Origin of the sequence: Leifsonia sp. McL0607, assembly GCF_049993355.1 — a bacterium.
Taxonomy (GTDB): Bacteria; Actinomycetota; Actinomycetes; order Actinomycetales; family Microbacteriaceae; genus Leifsonia.
The window spans coordinates 563,890-584,095 of the sequence record NZ_CP188253.1 but is presented as its reverse complement, the minus strand read 5'-3'; the positions used below and the strand labels follow the sequence as shown (position 1 = coordinate 584,095).

The 20,206-nt window shown below is 68.4% G+C and carries 21 protein-coding genes and 1 tRNA gene; 7 read left to right on the top strand and 15 right to left on the bottom strand.

The window, feature by feature from the left end:
• Positions 1-2: 2 nt before the first annotated feature.
• The gene (locus ACPPVW_RS02805) at positions 3-938 is read left to right on the top strand and encodes an aldose 1-epimerase family protein (protein ID WP_426625030.1); all 936 of its coding nucleotides are present in this window, start codon (positions 3-5) and stop codon (positions 936-938) included.
• Between the two features lie 99 nt (positions 939-1,037).
• Here ACPPVW_RS02805 and ACPPVW_RS02800 read toward each other — a convergent pair whose 3' ends face one another.
• Complete coding sequence (locus ACPPVW_RS02800; protein ID WP_426625029.1) at positions 1,038-1,430, bottom strand: DUF1801 domain-containing protein; 393 nt, start codon at positions 1,428-1,430, stop codon at positions 1,038-1,040.
• A 37-nt stretch (positions 1,431-1,467) separates the two neighbouring features.
• The gene (locus ACPPVW_RS02795) at positions 1,468-2,565 is read right to left on the bottom strand and encodes a calcium:proton antiporter (RefSeq protein WP_426625028.1); all 1,098 of its coding nucleotides are present in this window, start codon (positions 2,563-2,565) and stop codon (positions 1,468-1,470) included.
• 81 nt (positions 2,566-2,646) lie between these two features.
• Here ACPPVW_RS02795 and ACPPVW_RS02790 point away from each other — a divergent pair, with 81 nt between their 5' ends.
• The 4 genes from ACPPVW_RS02790 to ACPPVW_RS02775 all read left to right on the top strand — a co-directional run bounded on the left by ACPPVW_RS02790 (position 2,647) and on the right by ACPPVW_RS02775 (position 7,216).
• Positions 2,647-3,267, top strand: coding sequence for a DUF4232 domain-containing protein (locus ACPPVW_RS02790; RefSeq protein ID WP_426625027.1), 621 nt, complete (start codon positions 2,647-2,649; stop codon positions 3,265-3,267).
• A 52-nt stretch (positions 3,268-3,319) separates the two neighbouring features.
• Complete coding sequence (locus ACPPVW_RS02785; protein ID WP_426625026.1) at positions 3,320-4,597, top strand: chloride channel protein; 1,278 nt, start codon at positions 3,320-3,322, stop codon at positions 4,595-4,597.
• Between the two features lie 45 nt (positions 4,598-4,642).
• Entirely contained in the window at positions 4,643-5,782 is a 1,140-nt protein-coding gene (locus ACPPVW_RS02780; RefSeq protein ID WP_426625025.1) for an acyltransferase family protein, read from the top strand.
• Positions 5,783-5,899: 117 nt separating this feature from the next.
• Positions 5,900-7,216, top strand: coding sequence for a S1C family serine protease (locus ACPPVW_RS02775; RefSeq protein WP_426625024.1), 1,317 nt, complete (start codon positions 5,900-5,902; stop codon positions 7,214-7,216).
• A gap of 129 nt (positions 7,217-7,345) precedes the next feature.
• Here ACPPVW_RS02775 and ACPPVW_RS02770 read toward each other — a convergent pair whose 3' ends face one another.
• The 5 genes from ACPPVW_RS02770 to ACPPVW_RS02750 all read right to left on the bottom strand — a co-directional run bounded on the left by ACPPVW_RS02770 (position 7,346) and on the right by ACPPVW_RS02750 (position 9,882).
• Positions 7,346-7,732 (bottom strand): type II toxin-antitoxin system VapC family toxin, encoded by a 387-nt coding sequence (locus tag ACPPVW_RS02770; RefSeq protein ID WP_426625023.1) that lies wholly within the window; start codon positions 7,730-7,732, stop codon positions 7,346-7,348.
• A complete protein-coding gene (locus ACPPVW_RS02765) occupies positions 7,729-7,995 on the bottom strand; it encodes a type II toxin-antitoxin system Phd/YefM family antitoxin (RefSeq protein ID WP_426625022.1) in 267 nt (88 codons plus the stop codon). The genes ACPPVW_RS02770 and ACPPVW_RS02765 overlap by 4 nt, the downstream gene beginning before the upstream one ends.
• Before the next feature lie 481 nt (positions 7,996-8,476).
• Positions 8,477-8,995 (bottom strand): phosphatase PAP2 family protein, encoded by a 519-nt coding sequence (locus ACPPVW_RS02760; protein WP_426625021.1) that lies wholly within the window; start codon positions 8,993-8,995, stop codon positions 8,477-8,479.
• Between the two features lie 77 nt (positions 8,996-9,072).
• Positions 9,073-9,387, bottom strand: a complete 315-nt coding sequence (locus ACPPVW_RS02755) for a helix-turn-helix domain-containing protein (RefSeq protein WP_426625020.1) — start codon at positions 9,385-9,387, stop codon at positions 9,073-9,075.
• Positions 9,388-9,809: 422 nt separating this feature from the next.
• A tRNA-Lys gene (locus tag ACPPVW_RS02750) sits at positions 9,810-9,882 on the bottom strand.
• A gap of 57 nt (positions 9,883-9,939) precedes the next feature.
• On the opposite strand from ACPPVW_RS02750, the gene ACPPVW_RS02745 reads away from it, so the two are divergent.
• Positions 9,940-10,569 (top strand): DNA-directed RNA polymerase subunit beta, encoded by a 630-nt coding sequence (locus ACPPVW_RS02745; protein ID WP_426625019.1) that lies wholly within the window; start codon positions 9,940-9,942, stop codon positions 10,567-10,569.
• 231 nt (positions 10,570-10,800) lie between these two features.
• Here ACPPVW_RS02745 and pstB read toward each other — a convergent pair whose 3' ends face one another.
• The 8 genes from pstB to ACPPVW_RS02705 form a co-directional block, all read right to left on the bottom strand.
• Entirely contained in the window at positions 10,801-11,580 is a 780-nt protein-coding gene (gene pstB / locus ACPPVW_RS02740; RefSeq protein ID WP_426625018.1) for a phosphate ABC transporter ATP-binding protein PstB, read from the bottom strand.
• 46 nt (positions 11,581-11,626) lie between these two features.
• The gene (gene pstA / locus ACPPVW_RS02735) at positions 11,627-12,727 is read right to left on the bottom strand and encodes a phosphate ABC transporter permease PstA (RefSeq protein WP_426625017.1); all 1,101 of its coding nucleotides are present in this window, start codon (positions 12,725-12,727) and stop codon (positions 11,627-11,629) included.
• Positions 12,727-13,674 (bottom strand): phosphate ABC transporter permease subunit PstC, encoded by a 948-nt coding sequence (gene pstC, locus ACPPVW_RS02730; protein WP_426625016.1) that lies wholly within the window; start codon positions 13,672-13,674, stop codon positions 12,727-12,729. The genes pstA and pstC overlap by 1 nt, the downstream gene beginning before the upstream one ends.
• Before the next feature lie 93 nt (positions 13,675-13,767).
• Positions 13,768-14,862: a phosphate ABC transporter substrate-binding protein PstS gene (gene pstS / locus ACPPVW_RS02725; RefSeq protein WP_426625015.1), complete on the bottom strand. Its 1,095-nt coding sequence runs from the start codon at positions 14,860-14,862 to the stop codon at positions 13,768-13,770.
• Between the two features lie 161 nt (positions 14,863-15,023).
• On the bottom strand, positions 15,024-15,632 hold the full coding sequence (locus tag ACPPVW_RS02720) for a L,D-transpeptidase (RefSeq protein ID WP_426625014.1): 609 nt from the start codon (positions 15,630-15,632) through the stop codon (positions 15,024-15,026).
• A 110-nt stretch (positions 15,633-15,742) separates the two neighbouring features.
• Positions 15,743-16,681 (bottom strand): NUDIX hydrolase, encoded by a 939-nt coding sequence (locus ACPPVW_RS02715; RefSeq protein WP_426625013.1) that lies wholly within the window; start codon positions 16,679-16,681, stop codon positions 15,743-15,745.
• Positions 16,678-18,891 (bottom strand): RNA degradosome polyphosphate kinase, encoded by a 2,214-nt coding sequence (locus ACPPVW_RS02710; protein WP_426625012.1) that lies wholly within the window; start codon positions 18,889-18,891, stop codon positions 16,678-16,680. Before ACPPVW_RS02710 ends, ACPPVW_RS02715 begins: the two co-directional genes overlap by 4 nt.
• Before the next feature lie 127 nt (positions 18,892-19,018).
• Positions 19,019-19,711 carry a response regulator transcription factor gene (locus ACPPVW_RS02705; protein ID WP_426625011.1) on the bottom strand — a complete coding sequence of 231 codons (693 nt, stop codon included), beginning with the start codon at positions 19,709-19,711 and terminating at the stop codon, positions 19,019-19,021.
• Positions 19,712-19,850: 139 nt separating this feature from the next.
• Between ACPPVW_RS02705 and ACPPVW_RS02700 the strand changes: the two genes are divergently transcribed.
• A complete protein-coding gene (locus tag ACPPVW_RS02700; protein ID WP_426625010.1) occupies positions 19,851-20,192 on the top strand; it encodes a hypothetical protein in 342 nt (113 codons plus the stop codon).
• Positions 20,193-20,206 lie beyond the last annotated feature (14 nt).

Here is a 20,206-nt window from a genome sequence, read left to right as displayed (position 1 = left end):
CCATGCGCGCACCGACAGGAGAACAGTACGAGCTCGAGTTCGGCGATCTGACCGCCACGATCACCCAGGTCGCGGCCGGCATCCGCATCCTCCGCTACGGGGGCGCGGATCTCGTCGAGCCGTTCCCGGAGGACACCACGCCTCCCGCTGCCGACGGCATCGTGCTGATGCCGTGGCCGAACCGCGTGAAGGACGGGGTATGGGAGCTGGATGGCGTACCCCAGCGGTTGGCGATCACGGAGCCGGCGCTCGGCAACGCTTCGCACGGCCTGCTTCGCTTCCGTCCGTACGCGCTGGTCGAGCGCTCCGATTCCGCGGTCACGCAGGCCGCGACGATCCACCCCGAGTCCGGCTATCCGTTCGTGCTCGACACCACGGTCACGCACGAGCTCGATACCGAAGGGCTGACCGTGACCCACACCGTCACCAATCGCAGTGCCCGCACCGCGCCTGTCGCGATCGGAGCGCACCCCTACCTGCGCATCGGCGACGTGCCGCCCTCGCAGCTGACGCTGACCGTGCACGCGGGCACGCGGTTCGAGACCGACGACCGGCTGAACGTCGTCGGCGAGACGCCGGTCGCCGGCACCCCCTACGACCTCTCGGGCGGACGGACCGTCGCCGAGCTCGACGTGAACGACGGCTTCGGCGACCTCGCCGCCCCCGTCGAGCACACGCTGGCCTCGGCGGACGGCCGAACCGTCACCTTGTGGGGCGACGCGTCGTTCGCGTACGTCCAGCTGTTCACCCATCGGGCCTTCGCCACCAAGGAGGTCGGTGAGGTCGCGCTCGCCGTGGAGCCGATGACGGCCCCGGCGAACGCGCTCAACACCGGGCGGGGCCTGCGCTGGCTGGAGCCCGACGAGACCTGGACGGCGCAGTGGGGCATCCGTCCGCGGGGCTTCGCGGGCGACTCCTACCTCGCGAGCTGGGGGTAACGCGCCGCGCGACCTACCCGACTGGACGCCGACGGCCTGGATGCGCTGCGGTGCCGGCCCCCCGCGCGCCTCGCAGCCGAGCAGCTCTGGATGCCGCCGTCAGCGTCGCCCGGTGAGCTTCCTCCAGCCGCCCGCGCGGTTGTCCGCGATGAGCCGACGAAGGAAGACCAGGAGCGCTTCGCGGTCGATCGGGTCGCCCTCCCGGAAGCCGATCGTCCGCGCCGTCGCGTTGTCGTGGCCCGCGGTGATGAGCCCGCTCGGGTCGGGTACGATCCCGCCGTCGTAGACGAACAGGTTCACATGGTCCTTCGCCGCCAGGAAGGCGGCCACGTTGCCGTCGAGCACGAAGTACGGCTGCGCGGAGCGCTTGATCGTCTCCTCGATCTCCGGGTCCGCCGCGTGGAGGATCTCGCGCAGCACGCCGAAGACCTCCTGCTGCCAGGCGGGCAGCCCGGCCAGGTACGCGTCCACTCGCGGGTCGCGCTCGCTCATGGCCTCACCCTAAGCCGTCAGGAGGGCGACGGCATGGTCAGGGCGCGATCGACAGGAAGATGAACGCCGCGAAGATGATGAGGTGGATGCCGCCCTTGATGCGCGCCGCCTGCCCCGGCATGATCGTCAGGATGCTGATCACGACGGTCAGCATCAGCAGCACGATCTGGCTGGAGCCGAGGCCCAGGTGCAGGGGGCCGGGCAGCCAGATCGACGCGATCGCGATCGCGGGGATCGTCAGACCGATGCTCGCGATCGCCGACCCCAGGGCGAGGTTCAGGCTCGTCTGCATCCGGTTGCGCCGCGCCGCCTTCGCTGCGGCGATGCCCTCCGGCAGCAGCACCAGGAGCGCGATGATCACGCCGACGAACGACTGGGGGAGGCCGATCCCGGTCACCGCGCTCTCGATCGGCGTCGACTCCAGTTTGGCGAGCCCGACGACCGCGACCAGCGCGACGAGGAGCAGGCCGACGCTGATGAGCGCGGTGCGGGTCGACGGGGCATCGGCGTGGACGTCTTCGGTGAGCCGGGCGCCCTTGGGCGACACCGGCAGGAAGAAGTCCCGGTGGGCGAAGGTCTGCGTGAACACGAACATCGCGTAGAGCGCCACCGACGCGATGGCCGCGAACGTGAGCTGGCTGGACGAGAACTCGGGGCCGGGCGTCGCCTGGGTGAACGTCGGGAGCACCATGGTGAGTGTCGCCATCGCCGTCACGGTGCCGAGGGCCGCCCCGCTGCCCTGGGCGTTGAACGTCGTCGTCTCGCGGCGGGAGGCGCTCAGCAGGAGGCTGAGGCCCACGATGCCGTTCATCGTGATCATCACAGCGGAGAAGACCGTGTCGCGCGCGAGCGTCGCGCTGTCTTTGCCCGTCGTCATGAGCGTGACGATCAGGGCGACCTCGATGACCGTGACGGCCACGGCGAGCACGAGCGATCCGAAGGGCTCGCCGACCCGGTGGGCCACGACCTCCGCGTGCTGCACCGCCGCCAATACCGTGCCCGCGAGCACGACGGCGATCAGCCCGACCGCGAACGGCTGAAGTTCGACCGTCCAGAACGCGACGAGCACGATGATGCCGGCGACCGGGACGACGACTGTCCAGTAACGGGCGAGCCAGTGTCCGAGCGCTTTCATAGGTCCATCCTGCCAGGGCATCTGCCGGGCGGGCGGCGCGTCGTCGCGCAAGCCCTGGGTGCGGCGTGCTGACAATAGGGCATGTCCGCGTCCTCCAGCCCTGCGCTCGCTCGCACCATCGTCACGCTCGCGCTGGCCGCAGCGCTCGCCGTGGGCGTCGCCGGCTGCGCATCAGGGAAGACTCCGTCCGCGTCTCCCTCGTCGTCGAATTCGCCGACGGACACGGGCTCCGCCTCGCCGCGACCGACCGGCACGAGCACTTCGCAGCCCATCGAAGGACAGTGCGCGACCTCCGACCTGACCGGCAGCATAGGTCCGGGCGGAGGCGGTGCCGCCGGCCATGTGGAGGTCACCCTCGTTCTCACCAACAACGGATTGGGCCAGTGCTCCCTTCAGGGTTGGCCTGGCGTGTCGTTCGTCGGTGACGGCAACGGCACGCAGCTCGGAAACCCGGCTGACTTCGACCGGAGCGCCCCGCACGCGACGGTCGTCCTCCAACCGGGTGGCACCGCGCAGGCGCCGCTGAAGATCACCCAGGCGTTGAACTACCCGGAGGCGGATTGCAAGCCGAAGAAGGCCGACGGATTCCGTGTCTACCCGCCGGGGTCGACCGAGTCGCTGTTCGTGAAGGACGCCTCCTTCACGGCCTGCACGACCACGACCGTCACTCTGCTCACGGTCGGCGCGCTGGCCGCGCTGTGACGCGCTGGCCGCGCGTGTGACGCGTTTCCTGGGCGGACGATAGCCTGACCCCGTGCCCATCGCCCGCCACGTGCCAGGACCCACCGCTCCGGGCTGGCTGGTCCGGCTGGTCGTGGTGACGGCGCTCGTCGGTGTCGGTGCGGGAGTCGGCGGCGGGCTCGTCTACCTGGGCCTCCACACCATCCAGCATGTGGCCTTCGGCTACTCGGAGGGCACGTTCCTCGAGGGACTGCTCGACGCCCCGCCGGTGAGCCGCGTCGTCGCCCTCGGGGTGGCCGGCATCGTCGGCGCAGTCGGCTGGTATTTCCTACGCGCCTGGGGGCGACGGCGCGCCGACCGCGCGGTGGTGTCGGTGGAGGCCGCGGTCGGGGGCAGGCGGATGCCCGGTGTCGTGACACTGCTGAATGCCAGCCTCCAGGTGGTCATCGTCGGCCTCGGTGCCTCCATCGGTCGCGAGGTCGCGCCACGCGAGATCGCGGCGTGGTGGGCGTCGTGGCTGGCCGAGCGCGCCGGCGTGAGCGCCCGCGAGCGTCGCATCCTGGTCGCGTGCGGTGCGGGCGCCGGTCTTGCCGCCGTCTACAACGTGCCCTTCGGCGGCGCGGTCTTCGCGATCGAGATCCTGCTCGCCGAGATCAGCTTCGCCACCGTCGTCCCGGCATTCGCCACTTCGGCGATCGCGGCGCTGGTGGCCCGGCTGGTGGTGCCGGCCAATCCGCTCTACGTCGTCGAGCAGGTGCCGATCCATCCGCAGATCGTCGTCTGGGCGATCGTGGCCGGACCGACAGTCGGCTTCGCCGCCGTCGGCTTCGTGCGGCTGACCCGCCTGGCTCAGAACCACCGGCCGGCATCGTGGGGCATCCTGATCGTGATGCCGCTGGTCTTCATCGCCGTGGGGATCGCCTCCCTGTGGCTGCCGGCGATCCTGGGGAACGGGCGGTCGCTCGGCCAGCTCGCGCTGTCGGCGTCGCTGCCCGTCGTGGTCATCCTCGTGATCACGCTGGTGAAGACAGCGGCGACCGTCGGGACCATCGGAGCGGGCGCCGCCGGTGGGACGCTCACCCCGTCGCTCGCGATCGGCGCCGGCCTGGGCCTGACGCTGGGCGGCGCGTGGCAGCTGCTCTGGCCCGGCGAGCCGCTCGCCGCGTTCGCGCTCCTCGGGTCGGCGGCGTTCCTGGCCGTGACCATGCGGGCGCCGCTCACGGCCCTGCTGCTGGTGATGGAGTTCACGAACCAGGGACCGGATATGCTCGCCCCGCTCATGCTGTGCATCGCCGGCGCCGTGGCGGTGGGGTACGTGCTGGAGGGGGGACGCGTCACAGGGGTCGCGTGAGGGGTGACGGCGGAGCCTGAGCGTCCCGTATATGATCGCGCTCTCATGCCTCCCACGAACCTTCTGTCGTCGCGCCTGTTCGCGCTCGACGGGCTGCGGGTGCTCGCCGTGATCGCCGTGTTCGCGTTCCATGCCTACCGCGACCGGATGTTCGGCGGTGAGGTGGGCATCGACGTCTTCTTCGTGCTCAGCGGCTTCGTCATCACGCTGCTGCTCCTGCGGGAATGGCAGGCGACGGCTCGCATCCGTTTCGGGAGGTTCTACGCCCTGAGGCTGGCCCGGCTCTGGCCGGCGTTGTTGACGGTCTGCGCCGCGGTCGCGGTCATCGCGATCTTCCGGCACGACCTCCTCTACCGCAACGGCGCGTGGGACGCGCTCTGGGGTGCGCTGTACGTCGAGAACATCGTGCGCGCCTCCACCCCGGTCGGTGTCCTGACCGCCAGCCCGATCGGGCACACCTGGACCTTGGGGATCGAGGAACAGTTCTACCTGGTCTGGCCGCTGCTGTTCGTGCTGCTCCTGCGGTACGCCGGCATCCGGATCGCGGCCGTCGCGACCGCGCTCCTGGCGATGGTCCCGACGGTGCTGCGCGTGCACTACTGGCACGCGGGCGCCGGGGCGAACCGGATCACGGACGGCCTGGACACCCGCGCGGACCAGCTGCTCTTCGGATGCGTGCTCGCGCTCGTGCTGGTGGGCTGGCCCGCGGTCGCGAGCGTGCTCGCACGGCTCTGCCGGTTCGCGATGTGGCCGGCGCTGGCCGGACTCGTCTGGATCGCCCTGTTCTTCCCGTACCGCACGCTGGACGCGGGGGCGCTGGCGTTCCACCATCGTTTCGGGTTCGTCGTCACGGGCCTGTTGGCGGCAATCGTCATCTGCGGTCTCGCTACGAGCCCGCGCTCCCCGCTGACACGTGCGCTGTCACTGCGCTGGCTGAGCTGGCCCGGCCGCAACCTGTCGTACGGCTTCTACCTGTGGCACTACGTCGTGCTCGCGCAGGTTCCCGCTCTGCCCGGTCCCCAGTCGGTGCGTGTCGTCGTGGCGTTCGTCATCACGGCTGCGCTGGCGGTGGCATCGTGGCGGTTCATCGAGACGCCGATCCGCACCTGGGCGAAGGCCCGGCTCGATCGTCGGGGCACCACCCGGCCGGCGCACGACCCGCTGCCGGACCAGGCTGTGACATAGATAAGTCCCAGCAAACCCTGGGTTTCTCCCGGCAAGGCCATAGGTCGTCCATGAGGGGCTCTCACTCGGCTGCGGTGTGCTGTGGCCATCAAGCGAGAAGCCGAGAGGACACGAGCCATGGACACCGTTGACGAGGCTCCCACGGGTACGACCAACCGCCAGGGCGCTGTGCCGCCTGTCGACGTGCCGTCGCACGCACGGCGCGGGCGGCGTCGACGCGCGATCGTGGTGTCGACGGCGGTCGCCGCGACAGCCGCGATCGGCGCGGCGTTCGGGCTCGCGGCGAGCGGCTCTGCCTCCGCCACTGCGGCATCGACATCCGCCTCCTCCTCGGCGAGCATCCACGCCGTCCTGGGGCGGAACGGCTACGGGTACGGGTACGGCTCAGGAGGCTCCGGCTCCTCCGGCTCCTCCGGAACGTCCACCCTGGCCAGCGCGACTGCCGCGCAGGAGGTCGGCGTCGTCGACATCACCTCCCAGTTGACGTACGACCAGGCCGAGAGCGCGGGCACGGGGCTCGTCCTGACCTCGAGCGGCGAGATCCTCACCAACAACCACGTGGTCGAGGGAGCGACCAGCATCAGCGTCACGGTCGTCGCGACCGGCGCCCAGTACACCGCCAGTGTCGTGGGAACCGACGCCACGGACGACATCGCCGTGCTGCAGTTGAGCGGCGCCTCCGGCCTCAGCACCGCCAACCTCGACACCGCGTCGGACGCGACCGTCGGCGAGACGGTCACGGGCGTCGGCAACGCCGGTGGCACCGGAGGGACGCCCTCCGCATCGCCCGGGACGATCACCGCGCTCGACCAGACCATCACGACCCAGGCCGAGCAGACGGCTGCCTCAGAGACGCTGAACGGCCTCATCGAGACGGACGCCGACATCCAGGCCGGCGACTCCGGCGGACCGCTCTTCAACTCCGCCGACCAAGTGATCGGCATCGACACCGCGGCCGAGCAGGGCGGAACGGCGACGGCGGGCTACGCCATCCCGATCGAGACCGCCCTGACCATCGCCGGCCAGATCGAGTCGGGCCAGTCCTCCTCGACCGTGACGATCGGCTACCCGGCCTTCCTGGGGGTGGAGGTCGACTCCGCGAGCGACGCGAGCACGGGCTCCAGTTCCGGTTACGGGTCGGGCTACGGCGGCAACGGCTTCGACTTCGGCTCCTCGAACGGCGACGCCACGGGTGCGGTGACCCCCGGTGCGACCATCGCCGGCGTCATCGACGGCAGCCCTGCCGCGGCAGCCGGACTGACCGCCGGCGACACGATCACCGCGGTGAACGGCACAGCGATCGACTCGGCCTCGGCCCTGACGACCGCGCTCGGCGGCTACGCCCCGGGCCAGAGCGTCAGCGTCACCTGGACCGACGCGTCCGGTGCCTCCCACACCGCGAGCGTCACGCTCGCCAAGGGTCCGGTGGCCTGAGCCGCCCGCCACGAACCGCCTGCCGTCACGGCCGTCGAACCCCCCGCTCGACACGACCGTGGCGGCAGGTCCCTGTGTTGCGTTCGGTTTCTCGATCTCGCTCGACAGTGGGGCCCGACCACCCCGGTTTCAGGCCGGAGCGAAGACTCTGATGCCGGCAGAAGCGGCGGCGCGAGCGAGTTCGGTGTCATAGGTGACCATCTCTTCGGCGCCAATCCTCAGTGCGGTCGCCAGATGGATGGCATCATTCGAACGCAGCGGAGCGTGCGTGCCCGCCGCGAGCAGGTCGCCGCGTGTGACATCGACGAGGGCGACGGCGTCGATAACCGTCGTGATCGCCACGGTGGAGATGATCGCCGGGTTCCGGCCTGCCGCGCAGTGCAACTCCGTGTGCAGCAGCCAGGACGCCGCAAGCCTTCGGGACGGATCGCTGAGTGCGGTAGCCAGCGCCGCGGATTCGGATTCCTCGACGACGAGTTTCATCGCGGCTGACGTGTCGACGTACGCGACCGTCACCAGCGGCCCCTGCTTTCCTCGATCAACTCGCGCGAACTCACCGGCGACACAACGCGTTTGATGGTTGCCAACGTGTCCGCTCCGTTGCGAGCGGGTCGCGCCTCGCCTCGAGCGATGAGCCCGTCGAGCAGGTCGCCACCCACCGGGATGATGAGCGCCGCCGGATGGCCATTGTTGGTAACCTGCACCGACTCTCCCGCTTCTACTCGGCGGAGGATGTCGCCGCTACGGTTGCGCATCTCCCGGTGCGTCACAGTATCCATCCAGCAAGCGTAGCACGCCGTAGCATATCCACGATCGGATGTCGAAAGGGACTGCTGCCCATCTCGCCGCGGACGCTTCGCGTGCGCCTGGAGCGGGAACTCGAACCCACGACTAAAACGGCTTGCAGTCGTTCGAGGGCGTCGACGTGTGTGCCTCATCCAGCCTGCAACTCCAATATCGCGTCGGCGGCGTGCCGCTGCGCGGCCTCCCGCTCGCGGTCCTTAGCAGTGCCGTACTGCGGCAGCGTCGTGTGCTTGGCGCTACCGCGCGTATGACGCCTCGAGGCTCGACTCGTCAGTCGAGTGATCGCTGCGGTGGGATTCGCACTCGCTCTCGGGCTCGCAGCGTCGGCCCTCATCATGGAACTCACGTTCCTGGTGACCAAGTCGACAGTGGTGACACAGTCGAGTCGACGGCGACGTACCTCTCCGCCGCGCTCTTGGCGATCTGCGCATTCGCATCTCGCGGGTAGACCCACTGTCACGCAAGCAGCAGGTACGTCCCGAACACCGCTAGTCCGGACACTGACCCGGCGAGCACCTGGGCGAGCGTGTGTGCGCGGGCCGCGATCCGCGCCCACCCCAAGGCGGCCACGGCGAGAAGAAGTACGATAACGAGCCACAGTGGAAGGACTGTCAGTTGGTAGGCCCACACGAACGCCGCAATGGCCATGTGGACCGATAGCTTCCAGGCGACGTTCACGACCATGACCACGATCAGGCCGACCGCTGACGCGACCGCGAGCGAGGACACCTCCCACGGTGCTCCAACAGCCAGCAGGATCACAATTACCGCCACGACGGCGACGAGCACGCCGAGCAGAATCGGGAGTCGTTGAGACCGTTGGCCGACGAAGCGATCCGAGACCCGCCCGCGGCGCGCTAACCAGATCATCGCAGCATAGGGAAGCACGGCTATCCCGAGGATCGGAAGTAGCGCCCACCAGCCGGCGGTCGATCCGACCCGGAGACCAGCCTCCACGAACGCGAGCGTGAGCAAAGGAGCCGGGCCAAGTATCTCCGAGAGGACGTGGCCCGCGCGCTCGCCGCGAGTAGATTCTGGTGTTGTTGTAGCGGTCAAAACACTTCGCTCATTTGTCCTTCTGCTTCTTCTGCTCGTTCGATGGTCGTCCGCCGGATGCGCTCTGCACGCGTTGTTGCCGAGCGCAGAAGCTCGTAGGGGTCAACCGGAATGGCCGCGCAAATCTTCATCAACTCGACGACAGTGCAGGAGCGGCGTGCGCTGAGGATTCGGTACAGCTTGTCCTTCTGCAGGCCGCTTGGTTTTGCCAGGTCGATTACGTTGAGTCCGGCGTCCGTTAGCTCGCCGCTCAACTCGGCTGCGATGGCGCGATCCAGATACGGGGCCAGGTCGCGGTCGAAAACGAACATTTCACGACCGTACCAACGATGGCGTAACGAGAAGATAAAATGCGTCCTGTTCTCTGATTTGCGAACGTGGTGGGCAGTAATGCATCGTGCTGCCTCCGCGGAGGTGCCGATGAGCGGGAGTGCACTGAAGCCAGAGGATGCGACCCCAATGGCGAAGAGAGTGCCCGGCCACTCTCCAACTGGACCCCGCGGATCACTGGCGAGGTCACTTTGACGAGGACGCCTTGCCATCGCCTACAAATCGGGCCATGAACTCGGAATCCTGACGGATTGCTCAATACGCCATCGACGAGGCGAATGCCAGCGGTGCACGCCGCGTTCGGATGGAACATGCAATCCAGGCTGCCCCCTGTTTGCCTCACGCGCGCCCCTCGATCGGAGCGCGAGCAAACATAAATGTACCCTGACCAGGGTTTTTACAGTGGGCCCCGTGGGGCTCGAACCCACGACCCGCGGATTAAAAGTCCGATGCTCTACCGACTGAGCTAGAGGCCCTCGCCCTCTAATCTAGCGTGGATTCCGCTCCTCCCCGTGCCGGGGCAGAATGGGGGGATGTCTGATCGCTATCACAAGCCGACCCTGTTCCCCGGGGGGATGTTCGAGGCGTTCCTCGGCGGGGACGACCCGGCGCAGATCAGCAAGGTCGCCCACGAGACCGCGCAGGCGCTTCTCGCCCGGGTTCACGACGATCCCGAGCCGGACATCGTGGATCGGCTGGTCGCGTACACCGACGAGCACGGGATCGACGCGATCGCCGAGCTGTGGTCGCGGTCGAATGCCAAGACCCTGCCCGGCGCGCTCTGGCGCATCTACCTGCTGCGGCTGCTGATCCGCCAGGACGCAGACGGCACCGCCCTGCTCTACCAGCGCGGCAGCGAGGTGATCGCGTCGATCGACCCGGTGGTCGCCGGTGCGCCCACGCCGGCGGGGCCGGGGGAGGTCACCGAGCTCGCCGACCGCATCCTCCGCGGGGTGTTCGAGGGCGATTTCGCGGTCGCGCTCGACCGCGCCGCCGCGTTCTGCCGCGTGACGGCAGCCGGGTGCCTCTCGATCGCCGATGATCGCGACCCGCTCGACCCGGAGCGCGCGAGCGAGCTCACCACGCGCGCGCTGCGTTTCACCCGCACCGCGGAGGAGCTGACGGCGTGCGCCCGGCTCTGGCGTTCCGACTCGCTCGACTGAGACCCATCAGCGCGCATTTCCGAATGCGCGTTCACGGGCGGCGAACGCCACGCCGTGAAGGCACCCCCGCACCTCCTGTACTATGGACGAAGCCGGACCGCAGTAACCCCGGGCTCCAATACTTGCCGCTTCGAGCGGCCTCGCGCCGAGAGGCGTTCTGCGGTCCGGCTCTTTCGTGTCCGGAGTGCCCACGGGACATCCCGTGGGCCTCTGGCCATGCGGGGCGGAGAGTCAGCCGAAACGGCCGGAGACGTAGTCCTCGGTGGCCTGAACGGTCGGGTTCGAGAAGATCATGTTGGTGTCGTTGTACTCGATGAGCTTGCCCGGCTTGCCCGTGCCCGCGATGTTGAAGAACGCGGTGCGGTCGGAGACGCGGGAGGCCTGCTGCATGTTGTGGGTGACGATTACGATTGTGTAGTCGTTCTTGAGCTCTTCGATGAGGTCTTCGATCGCCAGCGTGGAGATCGGGTCGAGGGCCGAGCAGGGCTCGTCCATCAGGAGCACATCGGGGGAGACCGCGATCGCGCGGGCGATGCACAGACGCTGCTGCTGCCCTCCCGACAGCCCCGAGCCCGGGAGGTTCAGGCGGTCCTTCACCTCGTTCCAGAGGTTGGCGCCCAGCAGCGACTTCTCTACTAGGTCGTCGCTCTCGCTCTTCGACATGCGCCGGTTGTTGAGCTTGACCCCGGCCAGCACGTTGTCGCGAATGCTCATGGTGGGGAACGGGTTGGGCCGCTGGAAGACCATGCCGACCTGGCGGCGCACGAGCACCGGGTCGACGCCGACGCCGTACAGGTTGTTGCCGTCGATCAGCACCTCGCCCTCGACGTAAGCGCCGGGGATCACCTCATGCATGCGGTTGAGCGTACGGAGGAAGGTGGACTTGCCGCAGCCCGACGGGCCGATGAACGCGGTCACGGTGCGGGGCTCGATGGTGAGCGACACGCCCTCCACGGCGAGGAACTTGCCGTAGTAGACGTTCAGATCATTGACTTCGATGCGCTTGGACACGTTTTTCCTTGTCTGCGTTCTTCGGGTGAGTCGGTGTGGGCCGCGATCAGCGGCTGTACTTGGGCGCGAACGCCTTGGCGATGATGCGGCCGACCAGGTTCAGGAGCATGACGATGATGATCAGGGTGAGCGCCCCGGTCCAGGCCCGGTCGATCGAGGCCTGCGCGTGCAGTCCCGCCGCCTGCGTGTACGACGTGTACACGAACACCGGGAGGGTCATCATGCGGTCGTTGAAGAGGTCGTAGTTCATGCTCGTCGTGAAGCCGGCGACGATCAGCAGGGGCGCGGTCTCGCCGATCACACGGGCGATCGCGAGCATGACACCAGTGATGAGGCCGGCGAGCGACGTCGGGAGGACGATCTTGAGCACGGTCAGCCACTTCGGCACGCCCAGGGCGAGGGAGGCCTCCCGCAGCTCGTTGGGGACGATCCGCAGGATCTCCTCGCTCGAGCGGACGACCACCGGGATCATCAGCACGGACAGCGCGACCGACCCCATGAAGCCGTTGCGGATCGCTGGGCCGAAGAACAGCGCGAACAGAGCGTAGGCGAACAGACCGGCGACGATCGAGGGAATGCCCGTCATGACGTCGACGAAGAAGGTGATGCCGCGGGCGAGCATCCCGCGACCGTATTCGACCAGGTAGATCGAGGTGAGGAGACCGATCGGCACTGAGATGACCGCGGCCATCAGGGTGATCTCCAGCGTGCCGACGATGGCGTGCAGCGCGCCGCCGCCCTCGCCGATGACGTTGCGCATCGACTGCGAGAAGAAGGCGACGTCGAAGCGGGCGAGACCCTGGTCGACGACGGTCCAGCCGAGCGAGATCAGCGGCAGCAGAGCGATGATGAACGCCGTCGCCACGAGCGAGGTGACGAGGCGGTCCTTGGCTTTGCGGCTGCCCTCCACCAGCAGGGAGGTCGAGTAGATGGCCACGTCGAACAGCACGGTGCCGAAGAAGATCGCGCCGACGATGTTGAAGCCCTTGGTGGCGCCGCTGGCGGCGAGCATCGCGAAGACGGCGCTGAGAACGACCCAGGAGGCCACGAGCATCACCCAGGGCGTCCAGCGGGGGAGCTTTCCTGCGGTGTAGGAGTTGGCGAGCGGGCGAGGTGCCGCGGTCGCGGTGGTCGTGGTGGCGGCCATCAGTTCGCTCCCGAGAAGGCCGCACGGCGGCTGACGATGTAACGGGCGAGCATGTTGATCAGGAGGGTTACGACGAACAGGACCAAGCCGGAGGCGACGAGGGCGTTGACGCCGAGGCCGGTGGCCTCCGGGAACTGGAGCGCGATGTTCGCGGCGATCGTGTTAGGGCTCTGCGCCTGGAGGACGGTGAACTTGACGATGAGCGCGGGCGACAACACCATCGCGATCGCCAGGGTCTCGCCGAGGGCGCGGCCGAGGCCGAGCATGATCGCCGAGATGATGCCGCTGCGGGCGAAGGGGAGGACCGCCATGCGCACCATCTCCCACTTGGTCGCGCCGAGCGCGAGCGCGGCCTCCTCGTGGAGACGCGGGGTCTGTAGGAAGATCTCGCGGCAGATGGCTGTCATGATCGGGATGACCATCACCGCGAGCACGATGGCCGCGGTCAGGATGGTGCGGCCGGTGCCGGAGACAGGCGGCGCGAAGAACGGGATCCAGCCGAGGTACTCGCCCAGCCACACGTAGAAGGGCTGGACGAACGAGGCGAGGGTCGCGATGCCCCAGAGGCCGAAGACGACCGAGGGGACCGCGGCGAGCAGGTCGATGATGTAGCCGAGGGTCTGCGCCACGCGACGGGGGGCGTAGTGGGAGATGAAGAGCGCGATCCCGATCGACAGCGGTGTCGCGATGAGGAGTGCGATGAGCGCCGCCCAGATGGTTCCGAAGACGAGGGGCCAGACCCATGACCAGAAGTTCGTGGCGTTGTTGGGCAGCTCGCCCGCGCCTGCGAACAGGGCAGGGATGCTCTGGATGATGAGGAAGAGCGCCACGGCGGCGAGCGTGGCGAGGATCAGCGAGCCGGCGATGACGGTGCTGGTGGAGAAGACGCGGTCGCCGAGGCGGATCTTCGCCTTCGGCCTGATGGCTCCTGCGGTTCCGGCGGTCATTCCTTGCTTTCTCTCATCGGGTCCCCGAAGGGTGAGGGTGATGCGCGGCTCGGCCTGGACCGTGGTGCGGTCCAGGCCGAGCGGCCGGTGGAGTTACTTGATGCTGGCGACGGCCTTGCTGACCTTGGAGGCGAGGTCGCTCGACAGCGGGGCTGAGCCGGCCTGCTCCGCGGCGGCCTTCTGGGCGTCGCTGCTGATGACGTAGTCGACGTAGCCCTTGACCAGGTCCGCCTTGGCGGCGTCCTTGTACTCCTGGCAGGCGACGACGTAGGAGACCAGAACCAGCGGCCACGCACCCTTGGTGGTGTCCTTGCGGTTGATCTGGATGGCGAGGTCGTTGGTCTCGCGGCCCGAGGCGATGGGCGAGGCGGCGACCACCGCGGCGGCACCGTCTGCGCTGATCTTCTCGAAGTTGTCGCCCACCTTGAGCTGAGCGATGGAGAGGCCGGCCGAACCGGACTCGTCGATGTAGGTGATCGAGTTCTTGGCGTTCTTCGTGGCATCCGCGACACCCGAGGTGCCCTTGGCGGCGTCACCGACCTGGAACGGGAACGTCTGGGAGGCCGGGGCCGTCCAGACAGACGGGGCGTTCGCCGCAAGGTAGTCGGTGAAGTTCTGGGTGGTGCCCGAGTCGTCGGAGCGGTGCACGACGGTGATCGGGGCAGACGGGAGCGTGGCGCTCGAGTTCAGCGCCTTGATCTTCGCGTCGTCCCAGGTGGTGATCTTGCCCGAGAAGATGCCGGCGATCGTGTCGGCGTCCAGCTTGAGGTCCTTCACGCCGTCGACGTTGTACGCGATGGCGATCGGTGAGATGTAGACGGGGAGGTCGATGCCCTTGCTGTTCGCGGCGCAGCCGGCGAACGTGCCGCCGAGCTCGGCGTCGCTGAGGGCCGCGTCGGAGCCGGCGAAGTCTGCGGCACCCGAGATGAAGCTCTTGCGGCCGGCGCCGGAGCCCTGGGGGTCGTAATTGACGGTGGCCTTGGGGTTGGCCTGCTGGAAGCCTGCGATCCACACGGTCTGGGCGGCGCCCTGAGCGGACGAGCCGATGCCGTTCAGCGTGCCGGACAGGTTCGACGGCTTGGCCGTGGTGGTCGCCGGGGTGCTGCCCTCGTTCGACGCACACGCGGTGAGGGAGATGGCGGCGGCGGCGAGGAGTGCCACGGGGACGCCAAGACGCTTCAGTTTCACAGTTGTCCCTTCCGGGGATCAGTAACAACAGGACAGGGTCGGTGCGACCCGCGTGAGACGCTATTCCCGGTGTCTGTCCAGAGTCCCCCGCAGCGGTAAACGGAAGGTAAACGACGAGTGTTGTCTTGATGCGTCCGCATGGGTTCGGCAGGGCCGTCGTGTCACTCCACGACCTGGATCGGCGTACCGAGCGCGAGCCGGTCGACGGCCTCGATTGCGTCGCTGGCAAGGCGGAGACAGCCGTGCGAGACCCTGCCGGTGGCATCGGATTGGTGGTGGACTCCGATGAGGCCTCCGTCGGAACCGCCGTAGGGTTCGTCGGCCGCGGTCGCGTGCAGCGAGGTGAGCTGAATCCGATGTACGAGCTGATCCTGCGCCGGGTCGAGGTAGCGGGCTTGGAGGTATCCGGTCACGCCGGAGGGGGTCGGGGCCTGCGCTGTGCCGATGCCCACAGGGAAGGATGACCGCGCCGTTCCCTCAGTATCGGTGATGGTGAGCGTCTGGGCGGCGAGCGATATCACGATGCGGTCGGGGAGCTCACCGAGCTGCACCAGGTCGGTCGTGGGGACCCACGCCGCGGTCTGCGCGGGCGCGTCGGCTGCCTGCGAGGGGAGTTGCTGGCGGCTTGCCGTGAGAACCAGCGACCAGTCGCCCTGGGTCGCAACTGGGACGACCACGGTCGGCTCGCCCGGGAAGTTCGTGGCGGGGATGCGTGCGACAGGCACGGTGAAGTCGGCGCCGTACACCGCGGTGTCCACACGGACGGTCATCGCCCTGTTGAATCTCGGCTCGGCGGGCGCGGGGAGAAGTCCCGGGATGACAGCGTCGTACACGAGCGGCGTGAACCGACGTAAGCGCTGGCGCGGCCGGACGTGAGCCGTTAATCCACCGCAGGCGCGTACGTCTCGATCGAGACGATGCCCGAGGCGGGGTTGGTCGCCGAGAGATGTACGACCGAGAATCCGCCGGTGTCGAGGTCGGCTGCGTCGTTGAGGTAGCCGCCGGGCATGGTGCCAGTTGCGAGGGCGATCTCGCGGAGGATGTCGGGCAGCACCGGCCCGTGGCTGCAGAGCACGGCGGTCTTGCGGGCGCGAACTCGCTTTCCGACGACTCTGCGGACATCGCCGTTGCCCTCCTCGTACGCGTCCTGGCTGATGCCGGGCTCCCGGCGCGGCTTGACGCCGGTGGCGGCGGCAAGGGGAGCGACCGTGGCGACGCAGCGCACCGCGTCGCTGGTGATGATGCGTCTCGGCCGCCAGGCGCGCAGGGGGGGCACGTCGCTTGCCGCCTGCTTGACGCCGCGATCGGTGAGCGGACGCGTCGCGTCGGGGCCTTCCCACCCTCCGCGGGGCTCGGCCTTGCCGTGCCGGAGCACGATGAGGGCGAACGTGGAGGTGATGCCCTGCTTCACGAGCGCCTCGAAGGCGTCGAGGATCTCGACGTCGCGCTCGTAGGTGAGGTACCCCCGCGCCTTCTTGAGTGTGACCCACTCGATCGCCGCGATCTCGGAGTTCGGCACGAACGTCGACTGCTCGATGGCCTGATCGGTGACCTCGGCGGCCCAGAAGTGGACGATCTTCTCGCGGCCGGAGGTCAGCGGGTAAGCCGACACGCCCAGCGGGACGCCGAGGGCGACGGCTAGCCCGGTCTCTTCCAGTATCTCGCGCACAGCGGTCTGCGGGAGGACCTCGCCCGGGTCGACCTTGCCCTTGGGAATCGTGACATCGCCGTACTTGGTGCGGTGTACGACGAGCATGACGATCTTGTCGTCCACGATGCGCCAGCAGAGGGCGCCCGCGGCGTAGATGGCGAGGCTCACCGCCTCGTTCCCGTACGGGTGGTGCGGGGACGGTGGCTGGCCTGCTGCTGCAGTTTGGTCTGGAGGTCGGTGAGCGGGGCGCCGGTGTCGTCGACGTCATGTCTGGTCCAGACGCCGTCCTCGGCGAGGGTCCAGGCGGCGGTGTGTGCGTCGAACGCCAGATCGAACAGACGGCCGAGCTCGGCGAGGTGCTCGGGGTCTGTCAGCCGCACCAGCGCCTCCACGCGGCGGTCGAGGTTGCGGTGCATCATGTCCGCGCTGCCGATGTAGACGTGCGGGTCGCCGTCGTTCACGAACGAGAAGACGCGCGAGTGCTCCAGGTAGCGGCCCAGCACCGAGCGCACCCGGATGTTCTCGGACAGTCCCTCGCGCCCGGGGACGAGACCGCAGATGCCGCGCACCCACAACTCGACGGGCACGCCCGACCGGCTCGCACGGTACAGCGCGTCGATGATGGCCTCGTCGACGATCGAGTTGAGCTTGATCCGGATGCCGGACGGGCGGCCGGCGGCCGCATTGGCGGCTTCGGTGTCGATGCGCTTGAGGAGTCCCTTGCGCAGGTGCAGCGGAGCGACCAGGAGGCGCTTGAACTTCTTCTCGATCGCGTACCCGGAGAGCTCGTTGAAGAGCCGGGTGAGGTCTTTGCCGACCTGGTCGTCGGCCGTGAGCAGGCCGAGGTCTTCGTAGATGCGCGAGGTCTTCGGGTTGTAGTTGCCCGTGCCGATGTGACTGTAGTGCTTGAGGACGCCCTTCTCCTCGCGGATGACCAGCGCGAGCTTGCAGTGCGTCTTCAGGCCGACCAACCCGTACACGACGTGGACGCCGGCCTTCTCGAGCTTGCGCGCCCAGGAGATGTTGTTCTGCTCGTCGAACCGGGCCTTGATCTCGACCAGGGCCAGAACCTGCTTGCCGGCTTCGGCCGCGTCGATCAGCGCCTCCACGATCGGGCTGTCGCCTGACGTGCGGTACAGGGTCTGCTTGATGGCGAGCACGTGCGGATCGGCCGCCGCCTGCTCCAGGAACGCCTGCACGCTGGTCGCGAACGATTCGTAGGGGTGGTGCAGCAGGATGTCCTGGCGTGAGACCGCAGCGAAGACGTCGGGCTTGGCGTTCGGCTCGCTCGGCATGAGCTGCGGCGCGGTGGTGGGAACGTGGTTGGGGTAGTGGAGGTCGGGTCGATCGATCCGTGCGATGTCGAACAGGCCGCCGAGGTCGAGCGGGGCCGGGAGGCGGTAGACCTCCTGTTCGGTCACGTCGAGCTCGCGCACCAGCAGACCGAGGGTCACGTCGTCCATGTCGTCGGTGACCTCGAGCCGGATCGGCGGGCCGAAGCGGCGCCGCAGCAGCTCGCGCTCCAGCGCCTGGATGAGGTTCTCGGTCTCGTCCTCGTCGATCTCGACGTCTTCGTTGCGCGTGACGCGGAAGACGTGGTGGTCGAGGATGTCCATGCCGGGGAAGAGATCGCCCAGGTGGTTGGCGATGAGGTCCTCCAGGCGCAGGAACCGCACCTGGCCTAGGCCTTCGCGCTGGTCGATGCGCACGAACCGAGGCAGCATCTGGGGCACCTTGAGGCGCGCGAACTGCTCCTTGCCGGTGCGTGAGTTGCGCACTCGGATCGAGAGGTTCAGCGAGAGACCGGAGATGTACGGGAAGGGGTGTGCGGGGTCGACGGCGAGCGGCATCAGCACGGGGAAGATCTGCTGCGAGAAGACCTCCCGCATCTGCGCCCTGTCGGCCTCGTCGAGCTCGTCCCACGACGAGACCGTGATGCCGGCCGCCTCGAGAGCGGGCAGCGCCAGCTCACGGTAGGCCTTGGCATGGCGCACCTGGAGCTCGTGCGCCTTCTCGGAGATGTCGGCCAGCACGTCCTGCGGCGCGCGGCCGACGTTCGTCGGCACCGCGAGACCGGTGGCGATGCGGCGCTTGAGGCCGGCGACGCGGACCATGAAGAACTCGTCGAGGTTGCTGGCGAAGATGGCCAGGAAGTTCGCGCGTTCCAGCACGGGCAGCAGCGGATCCTCTGCCAGCTCGAGCACACGCTGGTTGAACGCCAGCCAGCTCAGCTCGCGGTCGAGGTAGCGATCGTCGGGCAGCGTCGGGTCGGGCTCGTAGATGAAGGGGGCGAAGTCGTCGTCGAAGTCGCTGCCCAGGCTGCCGCTCAGCCCGTTGTCGAGTAGCCCGTTCTCCAGTGTGGTGCGCTCGCCGTCCATGCCCCCCATCATGGCACCGGACGAGCGGCCAGCGGCACGAGTCACGGCTAACTGTGGACAAACGACCATGTCAGCGGGTTGTGCAGAACGCTCCGCGGTGGCGGTAGCCGATCAGGGACGCGCGCGATCAGGGATGCACGGAGGACGGCAGGCGATCGTTCTCGTCCTCGTAGACGTTGAAGCGGTAGCCGACGTTGCGCACGGTCCCGATCAGGGACTCGAGGTCGCCGAGCTTCGCGCGCAGCCGCCGCACGTGCACGTCGACCGTGCGCGTGCCGCCGAAGTAGTCGTACCCCCACACCTCGCTCAGCAGTTGCTCGCGCGTGAACACCCGCGACGGGTGGGTCGCGAAGAAGCGCAGCAGCTCGAACTCCTTGAAAGTCAGGTCGAGTTGCCGGCCGTGCGCCTTCGCCGAGTAGCTGGCCTCGTCGATCGTGACGCCGGACGCCTGGATCTTCGACTGCGAGTGCTCCTGGCCCTGCCGGCCGATCGCCAGCCGAATGCGGGCGTCGACCTCCGCGGGCCCCGCGCTGTCGAGGACCACGTCGTTGACGCCCCAGTCGGCGCTCACCGCGGTGAGGCCGCCCTCGGTGAGGACGAGCAGCAACGGCACCGTGATGCCGGTGGTCGTGAGGATCTTGCACAGCGACTTGGCGCTCGCCAAGTCGCGACGGGCGTCGACGAAGATCAGGTCGCACGCCGGAGCGTTGACCAGCGATGCCGGTTCGGCGGGGATCTGACGGGTGCGGTGGCTGAGGAGACCGAGTGAGGGGAGCACCTCTGCATCGGGCGCAGACGTGAGGATCAACAGCTGCGCCACCCAGTTCCTCCTCGCCCTCTTCGTGCCGCAATGCTACCGGAAACGCTTGCGCCACCGGACTGGCGCGGATCCGGCGAAGCCCGGGAGCTGAGGGTAAGGAGGGGCAGCGCGCATGACGACCGCAGGGCACAATGGAGGAATGAGCGAGACGCCGCAGGATCCGGGGCCGCTCGGCCCGGCCGCAGCCGCAGGGCCGACACCGCAGCCGCTGCCGCGGGCCGCCGTCGCCTGGAGCGTCGGCTCGGTGTGGGCGCTCGCCCTCGTGCTCGGGATTCTGATCGCGCTGCTGTCGCATCCCGTTCATTACGCGTCGTGGCTCTCGCTCGCCCTCGGCGTGTGCGTGATCGCCTCGTTCGGAAGCCAGCTCGCGACGCAGCAGAAAGACGGCTTCGTCAACCGGCTCGCCACGACGCTCACCGGCACCTTCGTGATCCTCGGCGCCATCGGCGCGATCCTCGGCGTCATCACGCTCGGGCACTGATTAGACTGGCCGTA